The sequence below is a fragment of the Bhargavaea sp. CC-171006 genome, from assembly GCF_009761675.1.
GTDB classification, from domain to species: Bacteria; Bacillota; Bacilli; order Bacillales_A; family Planococcaceae; genus Bhargavaea; species Bhargavaea changchunensis.
In genome coordinates, this window is the sequence record NZ_QUZH01000013.1 from 1 (window position 1) to 14,675 (window position 14,675).

Genomic DNA, 14,675 nt, shown 5'->3' on the forward strand with positions numbered 1-14,675 from the left:
CTGTGCGCATCGCGAAGCGTTGCGCAACATCCGGGGTCTTCGGCTAACGCTATTCCCGCAGGACAGGGAAGCTTCCTCGAACAAGCCTCGCACGAAGGAAATGCGAAGCATTTTCGAGGAGTCTCCCGGCGCCACTGCTGTTTACTATAGATACAAGAATTTAATTACTTATTGGACAGCCCCTGTTGGATCATCTTGAACTTCTTAAAGTCGTTCTCCGCAGCTAATCACAACTTGGCCGATGAGCTATTCATCTACTGTTTCACCTTATCCGCCAGCTCCCTGATCAGGGTGCGGTTCCGCTCTTTAAAGCGCTCATTGTGCGAAGAAACCATGCCGCGGTCGTGGGCACCGGGGTCGACGAAAGCTTTGGCACGGTTGACAGCATTCACTGCATCCTGGAACGCACCGACCAGCAGGTTCACCTTACCTGCATAAGACAGGCAGTCTCCAGCAGCAAAAATGCCCGGGACGGACGTGGCTGCATCCGCACTGCCTTCAAAGAAATGTCCGTCCTTGCGGAGCGGTTCCAAATCGGCCTCGAACCCGAGTTCCGCATCCCGCTCGTATCCGTGGCTGACGACGACATGATCGGCTCCGACACGGGTAAGGGCGCCGGTTTCCGTGTCCTTCAGCTCCACCATCTCGATCCGGGTCTTCGTCTTATCCGCAAGCAGCCGGTGAATGGCCACATTCAGCAGGATGTCCGCACCGCTCCGCTTCACCTTCTCCACTTGCGCCTCATGTGCACAGAAATTGTCCCTGCGGTGGACGAGGATCACTTTCTCCGCTATACCGGACAGTTCTTCCGCCCAGTCGACCGCAGCATCTCCCCCTCCCGAGATCAGTACGGTTTTGCCCGTGAATGTCGCCAGCGAAGGCATCGTATAATGAAGATTGTCCATCTCCGCCACGGCAGCTCCCTGCAGCCGGAGCTTTTGGGGCGTGACGATTCCGCCGCCATTCGCCATGATGATGCTCTTGGACAAATGGACTTGGCCACGGTGGTCCTCAGCCTCGAACAGTCCTTGGCCGTTTTTCCGGATTGCGGCAATCTTCGTCCCTGTCAGAACTTCAGGATCGAATGTCTTCCCCTGTTCAACCAGTTGCTTCCGGAACGTCTCTCCCTGAAGCGGCGGCTGGCCGCCCGCGTCCCAGATCATCTTCTCCCGGAACAGGCATAACTTCCCTCCCAGTTCCTCCCTCGCCTCGACCAGCCTCGCGTCCATGCCCCGGAGTCCGGCGTAAAACGCTGAATAGAGGCCGGCCGGTCCCCCTCCAATAATCGTCACATCCCGGATTGGTTCTGCCACGTCGATTTCCTCCCTCTCCTGCTTCAGAAAATAGTTGACACCTTTAAGCTTTGGCTATATCATCTGAAATTGAAAATCATTCTCATTGATAATCATTTTCATCGAGAATAACACGATACACTCAAAAAAGAAAGGAGAAATCCGCTTTGCAACTGCTCGCCGAACAAATCCGGATCGGCTACGGGGAGACCCCCATCGTCCACGGGATGGACATTTCGTTTCCGCAAGGCAAAATCACGACCATCATCGGGGCGAACGGATGCGGTAAATCGACGCTCCTGAAGGCGCTCACCCGCATCATCCCCCATCAGGGCGGCGCCGTCCTTCTTGATGGTGCCAATATCCGGTCGATGGATACAAAAGCGCTGGCGAGGAAGATGGCGATCCTCCCCCAGACGCAGGACAGCGCGAACGGACTCCTCGTCGGGGAACTCGTCGCCTACGGCCGCTTCCCCCACCAGAAAGGGTTTGGGCGCTTAAGCGCGGAAGACCGCCGCATGGTCGACTGGGCGCTGGAGGCGACTCGCATGGACGAATTCCGTGACCGGCCGGTGGATGCCCTGTCCGGCGGGCAGCGGCAGCGAGCCTGGATCGCCATGGCCCTCGCACAAGATACCGGAATCATCTTCCTGGATGAGCCGACCACCTATCTGGACATGGCCCACCAGCTCGAGGTCTTGGAGCTTCTCCGTAAGCTGAACCGGGAAGAGGGCCGGACGATTGTCATGGTGCTCCATGACCTTAACCAGGCCGCACGTTTTTCCGACCACCTGATCGCCCTTTCGTCGGGGCGGCTCATCAAGAGCGGACCGCCCGAAGATGTGCTCGTCCCTGAGGTGCTGAAAGACGTGTTCCGAATCGACGCCGTCATCGGAAAGGACCCGAGAACCGGGACCCCCTTCTGCATGACCTATGATCTGATCAAATAAACGACCTTATCCGAAGGAGAATCCACATGAACAAGAAACTGCTCTTGATCCTCACCCTTTTCATGACACTTGCGCTTGCCGCATGCGGTTCAAGTTCCACGGATGACAGCAAGGGAAAAGCGGAAGACAACGCTTCCTCTGACACCATCGTCTACGAATCCGAAACCGGGCCCGTCGAAGTGCCGGCAGATCCTCAGCGCGTCGTTGTGCTGTCTTCCTACGCAGGTGACCTGATCAAACTCGGTGTGCCGATTGTCGGCGTCGACTCCTGGTCGGCAGCCAACCCGAGCTTTGACGAAGCGCTGAAAGATGCTGAAGTCGTTTCCAACGAAGACATCGAAAAAATCATCGAACTGGAGCCGGACCTCATCATCGGCCTGAACAACATCCAGAACGCAGACAAGCTGGAGAAGATCGCGCCGACCGTCCTCTTCACCTATGGCAAGAATGACTATCTCCAGCAGCACATCGAAATCGCCAAAGTCGTCAATAAAGAAAAAGAAGCTACCGAGTGGGCCGAAGATTTCAAGATGCGCTCAGAAGAGCTCGGCTCGCGCATCAAGGAGAAGATCGGTGAAGATGCCACGGTTACCGTCGCGGAGAACTTTGAGAAGCAACTGTACCTGTTCGGCGACAACTGGGGACGCGGCACCGAAATCCTCTACCAGGCAATGGGCCTGAAGATGCCGAAGCAAGTCCAGGACGTCGCTCTTGAGCCAGGCTACTTCGCCATCTCCCAGGAAGTGCTCGGGGACTATACGGGCGATTACCTGGTCTTGAGCCTGACGGAAGAGCAGGACACCTCGTTCATGGATGCTGCTTGGTTCAAGGAAATCCCGGCTGTGAAAAACGGCAACCTGATCATTGCCGATGCCCGTAAGGCCTATTTCAATGATGCCTTGACGCTTGATGACCAGCTGGACTTCTTTGAACAGGAATTTCTCGGGAACGAATAACTGGAGAAAAGCGGTCCGGTTCGCGGGCCGCTTTTCCGTTGATATGAGGAAAGTGTGACGATATGACCACCAAACGACTATTACCATTTCCGATACAGCTCGCACTCGGCAGCCTGCTTGTGGCAGGTTCCTTTGTTGCGGCACTGACGCTCGGAGCGGCGGATACTGGCATCCGTGACGTCTGGCAGGCGCTCTCTTCCGCTTCTGGCGAGCATGCGGCCATCCTCCGCGAACTGCGAATTCCGCGTGTAGTGGCTGCCATCTTCACCGGAGCGGCACTCGGCGTCGCCGGCGCGATCATGCAGGGGGTGACCCGCAACCCGCTCGCGGATCCCGGCCTTCTCGGACTCACCTCCGGAGCGAATGCCGCACTCGCCCTTTCGCTTGCCCTGATGCCTGGCATCCCCTACCTGGGTATTCTTGCCGCCTGCTTTATCGGTGCCGCTCTTGGCATGATTCTCGTCTTCGGCATCGGGGCCTCCAGCCGTGGCGGCATGTCCGCGATGCGTCTCGTTGTCGCAGGCGCTGCGGTTTCGGCTTTCCTGCAGGCGGTCGCGGACGGGACGGGAATCGTCTTCCAGATTTCCAAGGATGTTTCGCTCTGGACGGCAGGTGGCCTCATGGGTACGACCCCCAAGGCACTCATCATCGTTCCGTTTATCGCAATCGGACTGATCGGCGCAATCGCCGTCAGCCGCCAGCTTACCATCCTCAGCCTTCAGGAAGACGTGGCAGCCGGTCTCGGCCAGCGGGTGTTCCTGATGAAGGCCATCATGATGGGCATCACCGCCCTTCTCGCAGGCGCTGCGGTCGCCCTCGTCGGCAACCTGGCATTTGTCGGCCTCATCATCCCGCACGTCGTGAGAACCTTCAGCGGTTCGGACTATACTCGGATCATCCCGATGAGCGCCCTTCTTGGCGCCGCCTTCATGACTCTGGCCGATCTTGCGGGCCGGACCTTGAATGCACCTTTCGAAACGCCTGTCGTTGCCATCACCGCACTGATCGGACTGCCGTTCTTCCTGATGATCGTCCGGAAAGGAGGGCTCCGTGATGCATGAAGTGAAACGTCGCCGGCCGCTCCGCCGGACACTTTTGCTCGCCGGTCTGTTCCTCATCGTGCTCGTTTTTGCCCTTTCGGCTGGTGCATCCGCCGTGACGATCGACCGGCTCATCCCCGTCCTCACCGGAAACGGCACATTCAAGGAAGCGTTCATCCTGCTTGAGGTGCGGCTTCCGAGACTTGCAGTGCTTGTCCTTGCCGGGGTGGCACTCGCAGTGTCCGGTTCCATCCTGCAGACTGTCACTCGAAATGATTTGGCGGACCCTGGCATCATCGGAATCCATTCCGGGGCAGGTTTCGCCATCACCGTGTTTTACCTGTTTGCCGGGGGCGGCATCCCTTATTACGCCTATGTGCTTCCGGCGGTGGGGTTTGCCGGGGCCATCGTGACGGCCGCGCTGATTTACCTGTTCTCGACCGAAAAGGGACGCGGCCTCCGCCCGATGCGCCTGCTCCTGGTGGGAATCGGATTTGCATCCGCATTGTCCGGCGGCATGATGCTCCTCATCTCCGGCGCCGAGCGCCAGGAGGCGGCCTTTGTCGCGGAGTGGCTTGCAGGTAGCGTCTGGGGAGCCGACTGGCCGTTTGTGCTCGCCCTTCTTCCATGGGTCGTCCTGCTCGTCCCGTTTGTCCTGTGCCGGGCGAACACGCTCAATATCCTGGCGCTCAGTGAACCTTCCGCAATCGGACTCGGATTGCGATTGTCCCGGTTCCGGATCGTTTTTATCGCAATCGCAGTTGCTCTTGCTGCGGCCGCCGTATCGGTCACGGGCTACATCGCCTTTATCGGACTGATGGCCCCACATATCGCCAGGGGCATAGCGGGACCTCGCCATCAGCATTACCTGCCGGCAGCGATGCTGATCGGCGCCGGTCTCCTTGTCACGGCAGACACGATCGGCCACTTGCTCCCCGCCTTCTCCATTCCTGCCGGCATCATCGCCGCCTTAATCGGTGCCCCGTACTTTCTTTATCTGATGAGGAAGAGCGGATAATCGGAAACGTTGATTATCTTGGGTGAGACGTTGACGTACTGAGGTAAGACGTTCACATACTGAGGTGAGACGTTCACATACTAGGGTGAAACGTTCACATACTAGGGTGAAACGTTTACAATCTCATTGAAAGCCCAAAATAAAACCAGCAGCCGTCCGCCGGCTGCTGGTTTCCTGATTCACGCGAAAGTCGCGATCCATTCTTTGATTTCCATTCCGCGCGCGCCTTTTTCGACGTACGGGTCTTGCTTGGCGATTTTCTCTGCCGCTTCCAGTGACTCGGCCTGATAGATCACCATACCACCGGAACCGTCGGCAAACTTTCCTTTTGCCTTTACATTGCCTTTTTCAATCTGTTCGTCCACGAACGCCAGATGATCCGGACGGTAGGTTTGACTCAGTTCCTCGTCCTTCATCGGCAGATAGACCACATAATAGGACATCCCGTTTCCCCCATTTCCGTTAGTTGTCCGTTCCATTATATAGCTTTCCGGACACCAGGGGAATGGGGCCGCGGCTCAGGACTGGACAGGCGCTTTCCGGGCAACCCCTGTCCGGATAGCCGCTTCGGCGACCGCTTTTGCCACCTCGTCCGCGACCCGCACGTCAAACGGATCCGGGATGATGCGATCATCGGTGAGCGCGGTGCGGCCAATCAGATCCGCAATGGCATAGGCGGCCGCCCGCTTCATCTCCTCGTTCACTTCGCTCGCGCGGACGTTTAGCGCGCCCTTGAAGATTCCCGGGAAAGCGAGGATATTGTTGACCTGGTTCGGGAAGTCGGAGCGCCCTGTGCCGACAATCCGGGCACCGGCCGCTTTGGCTTCATCCGGCATGATTTCCGGAACCGGATTGGCCATCGCGAAGATGATCGGCTCACCGGCCATCGAACGGACCATATCCTGAGTGAGCGCGCCTGCCGCGGACACCCCGATAAAGACATCCGCGCCGATGATGACATCCGCCAGGCTGCCGCTCCTGCGCTCAGGATTGGTCATTTGCGCGATCGATTCCTTCATCGGATTCATCCGCTCCGTCCGGCCTTCGTAGATGGCACCGGCCGTATCACACATGATGATCTGTTCCACGCCGAATCCGAGCAACAGCTTGGCGATTGCCACACCCGCAGCCCCTGCGCCGTTCATGACGACTTTCATGTCACGAAGCTCGCGCCCGGTCAGGCGGGATGCATTCAGAAGGCCCGCCGCGACAACGATTGCCGTCCCGTGCTGGTCATCGTGGAACACCGGGATATCCAATTCCTCTTTCAGACGGTCTTCGATTTCAAAGCATGCGGGTGCCGCGATGTCTTCGAGATTAATGCCGCCAAATACACCTGCCATCAGCTTGACCGCATTCACGAACTCATCCGGATCTTCCGTATCCAGGACGATCGGAAAGGCGTCCACACCGCCGAACCGCTTGAACAGCGCCGCTTTTCCTTCCATGACCGGGATCGATGCCGCAGCGCCTATATTGCCAAGACCGAGCACCGCCGTGCCGTTGCTGATGACACCGACCGTGTGGCCCTTGATTGTATAGTCATAGATGCTTTCCGGATCCTGCTCGATCTCCAGGCAGGGACCGGCGACACCCGGTGAATACACCAGGCTCAGGTCACGCTTCGACTCGATCGGTGCCTTTAACGTCACTTCCAGCTTTCCTTCCAGCTCACGATGCAAATCAAGCGCTTCTTCGTACTTTTTCACCGGTCTCCACTCCTTTAGCTTGTTAACCAAGCAAATTAAAAAATATACATCCCATTGTATAGGCGTAATATTTTTAAATCAACTGAATCAGAATAATTTTGGATGAAAGACGCAAAATCAGAGACAAGACGAAGAATTGACGGTTTGTCGAATCAGAAATAAGTTCTTGTATATCCACTATTGTGTGCAGGACCGGCAAAAGAATACAGCCGGTGGAGCCATGACGAGCCCTCCCGAATCTGATAGCATGAAACCAAGACTGGGAGGCGGAGCGCATGGATACAACCAAGCTTGAAACCATCACACAGCAGCTGATTGAAAAAATTATCGAATCGGTCCCCACGGATTGGGACAAAGTGATGTTCTACGGAGAAAACCGCGGTGATCATGCCGAATACTTCTATTACTTTTTCCGGAAAGACAGCCCGGAATTCCTGCCGGATGCGGAGATGCACTACATCCTCGACCTGGAGCCCACGGATTTTTACCATGAACAGAAGGACGAGATTAATAACCTGATCCTTAAGCTTGCCGGAGAGTTCAAAGCACTGGGACGTGAACCGTTCACGACGATGAAACTCATGATCGATGACGCCGGCGGCCTGGATCTCATTTATGGGTATGATGGTTTGCGGTATGACCGTGCGGCAGATTACGAGCTGAAGTTCACGAATAAGTTTGTGGTACCCGAATGGAAGGCGCGCGGAGGACGTCCGGAAAAAAGCGCTATGAGAAGGGTTTTCGAACTCTTCTTCAAATGAAACCAAAGCCCGTGTTGCCTGGTTGGCATCACGGGCTTTTCCTGTTAGCGGACCATGCTTTGGATCAGATAGCGGATGAACCGATCCCCATCGACCCCGAGGCAGACGTCCATATTCGGCTCATGGCCTGTCACTTTATTAAAGTCACACACCGTCTGGCCGTCGCACAGGGAACTGTCTGCCTCCACATCGACATAGAACCGCTCGGTCCGGACAAACGACCGGTCGAGCGCCACCCCGACCGCCAGCGGATCGTGCATCGAGCACGCACGGCTGCCGGTCATCTCCTCGTAACGGTTCATATACTGGACGGTCGCTTCGCGGATAAACTCCCCTTCCGCATTCCCCGCCATCTCCCGGACATGCGGCTCGTCAAGAAGCGTCTTTTCTGTGACGTCCAGCCCGACTAGCGTGATCGGAAGGCCTGCCTGGAAGACAATCTTTGCGGCCTCCGGATCGACAAAGATATTGAACTCGGCCTTTGGAGTGATGTTCCCCGGTGTATCCACCGCGCCGCCCATAATGATGACTTCCTTCAGCCAGTCCCTGAGGCGGGGCTCCTTACGGACGGCGAGCGCCATGTTCGTAAGCGGGGCGAGCAGGACAAGCGTCAGCTCCCCCTTGTGTTTTTCTGCCTGTTCAATGATAAAGTCCGGTGCGAACCCTTCAGCCGGTGTTCCCGGGTCCATTTTTCCAAGTGCACCGCCGATTCCGTCATCACCGTGCACCCTCGCCTCGAAATGAGGCTCACGCAGGAGCGGACGGTCCGCACCGCGGACGACTGGAATATCATCCCGCCCGATCAGGTCGAGGACTTTAAGTGTATTGACCGTCGCATTCTCCAGCGACGTATTCCCGTTCACCGTCGTCACGCCGATCAGTTCGGATTCCTTGGCCGCGAGCAAAAGCGCAATCGCATCATCGATTCCAGTATCGACATCCAATAATAGTTTCTTCATATAATATTCCGCCTTTCTCCATTTCCCATTTATTACAGCAGTCCCGAAATGGCCTGAACGAACGAGCCCGTGACTACACCTACGGAATCACGGGTCCAAACGTTGTTCTTCTTCCCAACTGCGGCGCATCCTGCGAGTCGAGATATCCGCTTCCCTCACCGGTACAGGCAGGCGACTTTCTGAGCCGGTTAGCGACAGGACAAGTTTAGTCGATGAATCCAAATCGATTCCGTTTCCGGGCGACACGAACACAGACTTTACGCCGGAGGAGGTCCGGACAGCGCGCCCCAGCGTCTCGCCGTCAATTGTGATTTCCGTGTAACTGCCCTTTTCCTGTTCCGGTTCCTTGTACTCCGTCTCCGCTATTTTGAAATAGGTTTTTGCGACACCGACAGTCGGTTTCCCAAGAAAGAATGAGGCGTGCGCGGCAATTCCCATCCTGCGGGGATGGAGGATGCCATTCCCGTCGAACAGGAACAGGTCCGGCACCGTCTCCAGCTTTCCGGCTGCCTCCACGACCAGCGGCAGCTCCCGGAATGTCAGGAGACCGGGGATATACGGCACTTCAATCTTCCCGACCGCCTCGGCGCGCTCCACAACCTGCATCGTGGCCGCATCGAAGACGGCGATATGGCAGAAGCCGGTCTCGGATTCGCCTTCACCGGCATAAGCCAGGTCGACTCCGGCCACTGTGCGAAGATCTTTACACCGGAACGGCCGGCTCACGTCGATCTGCTTGGCCAGCCGCTCCTGGATTTGGATGAACTCCCCCGGATCTGGCAGGAGGGGATGGATGTCATTCACCTGCACACTTTCCACTTCCTTTGCTTACTGCGTTTCTCATGGAGTTTTACTTGGATTCAATCAATTCCATCATTTTTGGGATCTGCTCCGTAATGCCTTCTATAAAAATCACGGGTTTGCCTGATCATCGTCAATCGGCTTTCATCCGGCTCTGTTTTCTCCTCAACCAGGTTTCCGGACTCGTCCCATCTTTTATATCTCAGCTCATGTCCGTACTCGTACTCTCCCCAGAAAACGAGCCGGCCTTCCCTGTCCCACTGACGATGTTCGCCATGGATCGGCCTGTGGAAATGTCTATGGACCTGTTGAACTTGTCCATTCGGATGGAAATCAACCGAGATGCCATGGGGCAGGCCGTCCGCATACTCTCCATAGTTCAGGACTGATCCGTCTTGCTCGCTCAGCTCATAGACCAATCCGTTAACCGGCACCAGATTGTCCTCTTCCTCGCCGGTCCTCACAAACAGCCGGTCGTCCGGCGGATCCATCTCCAGTTGGTCATAATCGTAACCGTTACCAGTCAGCTCTTCTTTGGTCAGCAGTTGATCTTCCATACTACACCCCTTATCAATTGCCTATAGTGCCAGGCACTAAGCGTATTCACCATACACCACTCTATTAATTTTCCCATTTGAATAACTATTAAGTATAATGGATAGGAGTTTGGACATAATGCTTGTGTCTGAACTCAGCACGGATTACATGACGCACTGAACAAGGAGGCCGGGCATGAGACCCATCGATGAACTCTCGGAAATAATCAATCAGATCAACATTCGGCTGATGGATAAAGGCGGCAAGCCGCATGCTCCTGCACCGGCAACACAGGTCGCAAAAGTCACGGAATGGATCCGCAGCCAGACCAAAAAAACCGATTGGCTGGCGGAATACGAGTGTTTCCTTGGCCTGTCCGACGGGCTCGTATTGGATGATGTTGTCTTCTACAATACTGACCCGAACGACCCTCTAAACCATATTGTACATGCAAACCGGATCTGGCAGGAAGAAGACTGGGACGGAGTTTACCTGTTTCTCGGCGACTCTGAGAAGGCCTGGTACGCCTACGACATCAAACAGGATCGCTTTGCCGAGCTCGAAAAATTGTACGGTGACCAGAAAATGCACTTCTCTTCTTTCACGGCAATGCTGCGCAATGCGGTTGGCTGACGCTACCCATACATATGAAAAATCCCGTGATCCTTCCCAAGGATCACGGGATTTTTATTAATTCACAAACCGCCCTGCGGCGGTTGCCCCTTTATGGGATTCCCAGTAGTCATTCCTCAGATGCACTTTCTGGATCTTTCCGGAGGCGGTCTTTGGCAGTTCATCCACGAATGTCACACTGGTAACAGCTTTGAAGTGCGCGAGTTTCGAGCGGGAGAAATCGATGACATCCTCTTCGCTCAGGCTTATCCCTTCCCGGAGGACGACGTAGGCATGCGGGGTCTCGCCCCACTTTTCGTGGGGAACCGCGATGACGGCGGCTTCCACGATGTCCGGGTGCTCATAGAGCGCGCCTTCCACTTCAATTGAGGAAATGTTTTCTCCGCCGGATATGATGATGTCTTTTTTCCGGTCGGTGATGTCGATGTGTCCGAATTCGTCAATGGTGCCCATATCCCCCGTATGGAGCCAGCCATTCCGTAGTGCTTCCGCTGTCGCTTCTTCGTTTTTCCAGTAGCCTTTCATGACGCCATGGCTCCGGACGACCACTTCGCCGACTGACTTGCCGTCATGCGGAACCTCTTCCCCGAAGTCGTTGACAACCCGGACGTCGTTGCCGACCATCGGGTAGCCCGCCTTCGCTTTCAGGCGGACCTTCTGCTCATCAGACAAATGCGCTTCCGTTGAACGGCTCGAAGACGTGAGGCTGAGCGGTGATGATTCGGTCATGCCGTACACCTGGATGAATTCCCAGCCCAGCTCGTCTTCGACGCGGCGGATAAAGGCCGGCGGCGGAGCGGAGCCCGCGATGATGATGCGGAGGTCGGCTGTCCCTGTCTGCGGCTTTTCGGAATCATAATACTGCAGCAACGAGTTGAGGACAGTCGGCGCCATATGCACCGATGTCACGCCGTGGGAATTGATGGCGTCATAGATTGTCTCCGGACGCGCCTTGCGGAGGCAGACATGGGTCGCCCCGTTTGCTGTGTAGTAGAAAGGCGCGCCCCAACCGTTAACGTGGAACATAGGCAGAACATGAAGATATGTGTCCGTGTCATATACACGAAGGTGATGCATCAGCGACATGGCGTGCAGGTAGTTGTTCCGGTGAGTCAGCATGACACCTTTCGGATTGCCGGTCGTCCCGCTTGTATAAAGCAGGCTCGCGACATCGTTCTCATCGAGCTCTGCCCGACCAAACGGTTCTTCCGGAAACCCTGACAGCCACTCGTCATAAGCCGTTTCTTCGGTTCCACCGTCATGATAATGGACAACGATCCGTTCAATCGTTTCAAACTTGTGCTTTACCGGCTCGATCAGATGAATCAGGTCTTGATCGATGAACAGCACCCTGGATTCGCTATGGTTAAGGATAAACAGATAATCCTCCGGCTTGAGCCGGATATTGAGCGGCACCATGACTGCGCCGGTCTGATAGATTCCGTAGAACCCCTCCAGCATCTCCAGTGTATTCGGAGCGAGGTAAGCGACACGGTCGCCCTTTTCCACACCAAGTGATTGCAAGCCGTGTGATAGTTGATTCACCCGTCCACCCAGCTCGGTATAAGTCAGCCTGCGGCCCTCATCATGGTCGATTACGGCCGTCTTCTCCCCGTACAGACGGACTGCACGGTCCAGGAAGTCAGTCAATATCAGCGGTACATTCATGTCTGCTCACCTCTTGTGGGAATAATGAAATTTCTGATAAGTAAAATTATACCACCTGTTGTATATCAACCTTCCTTTAGTTGCCAAGATAGCGTTTTCTTGATTAAGTGACTGCTTGAACTGTATGAATACAGAGTTTCCAGAAAACTCTCCTTTCTTTTCACGCTTTTCGGCCTAATCTACAATTATTCACTTTATTTCCTGGGAAATATGTCATCAAAACTCGAATGAAAACGATTTGTTTCAAATGGCATGTAACTTGCAACATCTTCGATGATTGAAAAAGGGAGGAATTGAAATGACCATACCAGTAGAAAAATCAAAAGTCATTGAGCTTTATCATGGACATGAAGTTCAAGACGCCTATCGCTGGCTAGAAAGTTCTGAGCATCCTGAAACGAAAACTTGGGCAGATTCTCAGAATCAAAACACCCGCTCTTATTTTGAAAAACTTCCCGTGCGGAATATGCTTCAAAAGAAACTTGCCGGACGTTGGAACACCGCCAAATTCTTTACACCTGAAAAAGTGAACGGCGAATATTTCTATCAGAAAAATAACGGTCTGCAGAACCAGCCGGTGCTCTACCGTTCACACAACCTCTCAGATTCAACGCCTGACAAGGTGATTGACCCGAACGAGATAAATCCGGAAGGCACGACTGCACTGACCGCACTTTCATTCAGCGGAAAAGGATCATGGCTCGCATATGCCCTGTCGGAAAACGGAAGCGACTGGCAGACCATCCGGATCCGTAACCTTGAAACCGGCAATGACCTCCCGGAAATCATCCGATGGGCCAAGTTTACAGACATCGCATGGACAGAGAATGAGACTGGCTTTTACTATAGCCGTTACCCCGAACCGGGCACTGTGCCGGATGAGGATGGAAGCAACTACAACCGGCTTTATTTCCACCGGCTGAATACCCCTCAATCTGAAGACCGCCTGATTCATGAACGGCCTGATGACAAGGAACTGTCGTTCAGTGCTACCTTCACCGATGTTCATCGTCACCTTATTCTCCAATCATGGAAAGGCACTGAAAACAAGAGCCGCCTCTACTACCGGGAGGCAACTTCCGATGGGGACTTCCTCCCCCTCGCCCCTGATGACGACGGCTACTACTCGTTCCTGGGGAATTCGGAAGGCCGGTTCATCCTCTACACCACTGCCGGTGCCCCAAATGGGAGGATCATCTCGGTTGATCCGGAACACCCGGAAAAAGAGCACTGGCAGGAAATCATTCCTGAGCAGGAAAGTGTTCTCTACTTCCCGAAACTCGCCGGGAACCACCTGATTGCGGCTTATATGGAACATGCCTGGCACCGTGTTGAACTATACAGGACGGATGGAACTCATGTCAGAAGACTCGGCTTGCCCGAAATGATCTCGGTATCGAACATTCAGGTATCCAAAAAAGAAGGTGAAGTGCTGATCGGCTATACGTCCTATCTCACTCCCACGACGATTGCCCGATACACGATTGAATCGGATGAATTGGTCACCGTTCTGGTGCCGGAAGGCGGATTGGATCCTGACCTCTACACCACCCGGCAGGTTTTCTATCCTTCTACTGACGGCACACAGATTCCGATGTTCATCACCAGCCGGAAAGACCTGTCGCCCGACGGCTCCCATCCGGTCCTGCTCTATGGTTACGGTGGCTTCAATATCAGTATGACGCCGGCTTTCAACGCCTCGAACGCCATGTTCATCGAGGACGGCGGCATCTATGCCGTGGCGAATATCAGGGGCGGCGGGGAATACGGCGAAGAATGGCACCAGGGCGGTACATTCGGCAACAAGCCACAAGTGTTTGACGACTTCATTTCGGCTGCGGAATGGCTGATTTCGGAACAGTGGACGAAGCCCGAAAAGATCGCCATCATGGGCGGAAGCAATGGCGGCCTGCTTGTGGCAGCCTGTCTGAACCGAAGACCCGATCTGTACGGCGCGGTCATCTGCCAGGTTCCGGTGACCGATATGCTCAGGTACCATAAGTTCACGGTCGGCCGATTCTGGACCTCGGAGTTCGGCCATCCAGAGGAAAATGAAGAAGATTTCCGGAATATCATTGCATATTCCCCGCTGCACAACATTAAAGAACGTGAACATCCTCCCGTTCTGATCACAACCGCGGATACTGATGACCGTGTCGTCCCTCTTCACGCGATGAAGTACGCGGCTGCGATGCAGGAAGCCCAAAAGGGGGATGCCCCCATCCTGCTACGGATCGAGAAGGATGCAGGACATGGGCTCGGCAAACCGGTGTCAAAAATCATTGACGAACATGCGGACATCTATTCGTTCCTTTATACACACCTGGATATGGATGCCTGAACAGCAGAGG

Annotated in this window: 14 protein-coding genes; 7 read left to right on the forward strand and 7 right to left on the reverse strand. The window is 55.0% G+C overall.

The features are described 5' to 3' along the window. Positions 1-254: 254 nt before the first annotated feature. The gene (locus DZC51_RS05475) at positions 255-1,313 is read right to left on the reverse strand and encodes an NAD(P)/FAD-dependent oxidoreductase (protein ID WP_157294373.1); all 1,059 of its coding nucleotides are present in this window, start codon (positions 1,311-1,313) and stop codon (positions 255-257) included. A 206-nt stretch (positions 1,314-1,519) separates the two neighbouring features. Between DZC51_RS05475 and DZC51_RS05480 the strand changes: the two genes are divergently transcribed. From DZC51_RS05480 to DZC51_RS05495, 4 genes are all read left to right on the forward strand, one after another. Then, complete coding sequence (locus tag DZC51_RS05480) at positions 1,520-2,242, forward strand: ABC transporter ATP-binding protein (RefSeq protein WP_232524066.1); 723 nt, start codon at positions 1,520-1,522, stop codon at positions 2,240-2,242. Between the two features lie 26 nt (positions 2,243-2,268). Beyond that, positions 2,269-3,198: an iron-hydroxamate ABC transporter substrate-binding protein gene (locus DZC51_RS05485; protein ID WP_157294375.1), complete on the forward strand. Its 930-nt coding sequence runs from the start codon at positions 2,269-2,271 to the stop codon at positions 3,196-3,198. A 62-nt stretch (positions 3,199-3,260) separates the two neighbouring features. Continuing rightward, positions 3,261-4,259 (forward strand): FecCD family ABC transporter permease, encoded by a 999-nt coding sequence (locus tag DZC51_RS05490; protein ID WP_157294376.1) that lies wholly within the window; start codon positions 3,261-3,263, stop codon positions 4,257-4,259. Continuing rightward, the gene (locus tag DZC51_RS05495) at positions 4,252-5,256 is read left to right on the forward strand and encodes a FecCD family ABC transporter permease (RefSeq protein ID WP_157294377.1); all 1,005 of its coding nucleotides are present in this window, start codon (positions 4,252-4,254) and stop codon (positions 5,254-5,256) included. The genes DZC51_RS05490 and DZC51_RS05495 overlap by 8 nt, the downstream gene beginning before the upstream one ends. Positions 5,257-5,435: 179 nt before the next feature. On the opposite strand, the gene DZC51_RS05500 is transcribed toward DZC51_RS05495, so the two are convergent. Together DZC51_RS05500 and DZC51_RS05505 are read right to left on the reverse strand one after the other, a co-directional pair. Next, the gene (locus DZC51_RS05500; protein WP_157294378.1) at positions 5,436-5,699 is read right to left on the reverse strand and encodes a YciI family protein; all 264 of its coding nucleotides are present in this window, start codon (positions 5,697-5,699) and stop codon (positions 5,436-5,438) included. Positions 5,700-5,774: 75 nt separating this feature from the next. After that, positions 5,775-6,965: an NAD(P)-dependent malic enzyme gene (locus DZC51_RS05505; protein WP_157294379.1), complete on the reverse strand. Its 1,191-nt coding sequence runs from the start codon at positions 6,963-6,965 to the stop codon at positions 5,775-5,777. 275 nt (positions 6,966-7,240) lie between these two features. Between DZC51_RS05505 and DZC51_RS05510 the strand changes: the two genes are divergently transcribed. Then, positions 7,241-7,726: an immunity protein YezG family protein gene (locus tag DZC51_RS05510; RefSeq protein ID WP_157294380.1), complete on the forward strand. Its 486-nt coding sequence runs from the start codon at positions 7,241-7,243 to the stop codon at positions 7,724-7,726. A gap of 44 nt (positions 7,727-7,770) precedes the next feature. On the opposite strand, the gene DZC51_RS05515 is transcribed toward DZC51_RS05510, so the two are convergent. The 3 genes from DZC51_RS05515 to DZC51_RS05525 form a co-directional block, all read right to left on the reverse strand. Continuing rightward, the gene (locus DZC51_RS05515; protein WP_157294381.1) at positions 7,771-8,685 is read right to left on the reverse strand and encodes a nucleoside hydrolase; all 915 of its coding nucleotides are present in this window, start codon (positions 8,683-8,685) and stop codon (positions 7,771-7,773) included. Between the two features lie 87 nt (positions 8,686-8,772). Next, positions 8,773-9,495, reverse strand: coding sequence for an endonuclease V (locus DZC51_RS05520; RefSeq protein ID WP_157294382.1), 723 nt, complete (start codon positions 9,493-9,495; stop codon positions 8,773-8,775). Positions 9,496-9,545: 50 nt separating this feature from the next. Further along, on the reverse strand, positions 9,546-10,043 hold the full coding sequence (locus DZC51_RS05525; RefSeq protein ID WP_157294383.1) for a toxin-antitoxin system YwqK family antitoxin: 498 nt from the start codon (positions 10,041-10,043) through the stop codon (positions 9,546-9,548). Positions 10,044-10,218: 175 nt separating this feature from the next. Between DZC51_RS05525 and DZC51_RS05530 the strand changes: the two genes are divergently transcribed. After that, a complete protein-coding gene (locus DZC51_RS05530) occupies positions 10,219-10,656 on the forward strand; it encodes a YrhA family protein (protein ID WP_157294384.1) in 438 nt (145 codons plus the stop codon). A gap of 57 nt (positions 10,657-10,713) precedes the next feature. Here DZC51_RS05530 and DZC51_RS05535 read toward each other — a convergent pair whose 3' ends face one another. Then, entirely contained in the window at positions 10,714-12,324 is a 1,611-nt protein-coding gene (locus DZC51_RS05535; protein ID WP_157294385.1) for a long-chain-fatty-acid--CoA ligase, read from the reverse strand. A 298-nt stretch (positions 12,325-12,622) separates the two neighbouring features. On the opposite strand from DZC51_RS05535, the gene DZC51_RS05540 reads away from it, so the two are divergent. After that, a complete protein-coding gene (locus tag DZC51_RS05540) occupies positions 12,623-14,665 on the forward strand; it encodes a prolyl oligopeptidase family serine peptidase (RefSeq protein ID WP_157294386.1) in 2,043 nt (680 codons plus the stop codon). The last annotated feature ends 10 nt before the right edge of the window (positions 14,666-14,675 follow it).

Coding starts and splice junctions, on each gene's coding strand:
- DZC51_RS05480 (WP_232524066.1), top strand. CDS start 1,520: ATGGACATTTCGTTTCCGCAAGGCAAAATCACGACCATCATCGGGGCG.
- DZC51_RS05485 (WP_157294375.1), top strand. CDS start 2,269: ATGAACAAGAAACTGCTCTTGATCCTCACCCTTTTCATGACACTTGCG.
- DZC51_RS05490 (WP_157294376.1), top strand. CDS start 3,261: ATGACCACCAAACGACTATTACCATTTCCGATACAGCTCGCACTCGGC.
- DZC51_RS05495 (WP_157294377.1), top strand. CDS start 4,252: ATGCATGAAGTGAAACGTCGCCGGCCGCTCCGCCGGACACTTTTGCTC.
- DZC51_RS05500 (WP_157294378.1), bottom strand. CDS start 5,699: ATGTCCTATTATGTGGTCTATCTGCCGATGAAGGACGAGGAACTGAGT.
- DZC51_RS05510 (WP_157294380.1), top strand. CDS start 7,241: ATGGATACAACCAAGCTTGAAACCATCACACAGCAGCTGATTGAAAAA.
- DZC51_RS05515 (WP_157294381.1), bottom strand. CDS start 8,685: ATGAAGAAACTATTATTGGATGTCGATACTGGAATCGATGATGCGATT.
- DZC51_RS05525 (WP_157294383.1), bottom strand. CDS start 10,043: ATGGAAGATCAACTGCTGACCAAAGAAGAGCTGACTGGTAACGGTTAC.
- DZC51_RS05530 (WP_157294384.1), top strand. CDS start 10,219: ATGAGACCCATCGATGAACTCTCGGAAATAATCAATCAGATCAACATT.
- DZC51_RS05535 (WP_157294385.1), bottom strand. CDS start 12,324: ATGAATGTACCGCTGATATTGACTGACTTCCTGGACCGTGCAGTCCGT.
- DZC51_RS05540 (WP_157294386.1), top strand. CDS start 12,623: ATGACCATACCAGTAGAAAAATCAAAAGTCATTGAGCTTTATCATGGA.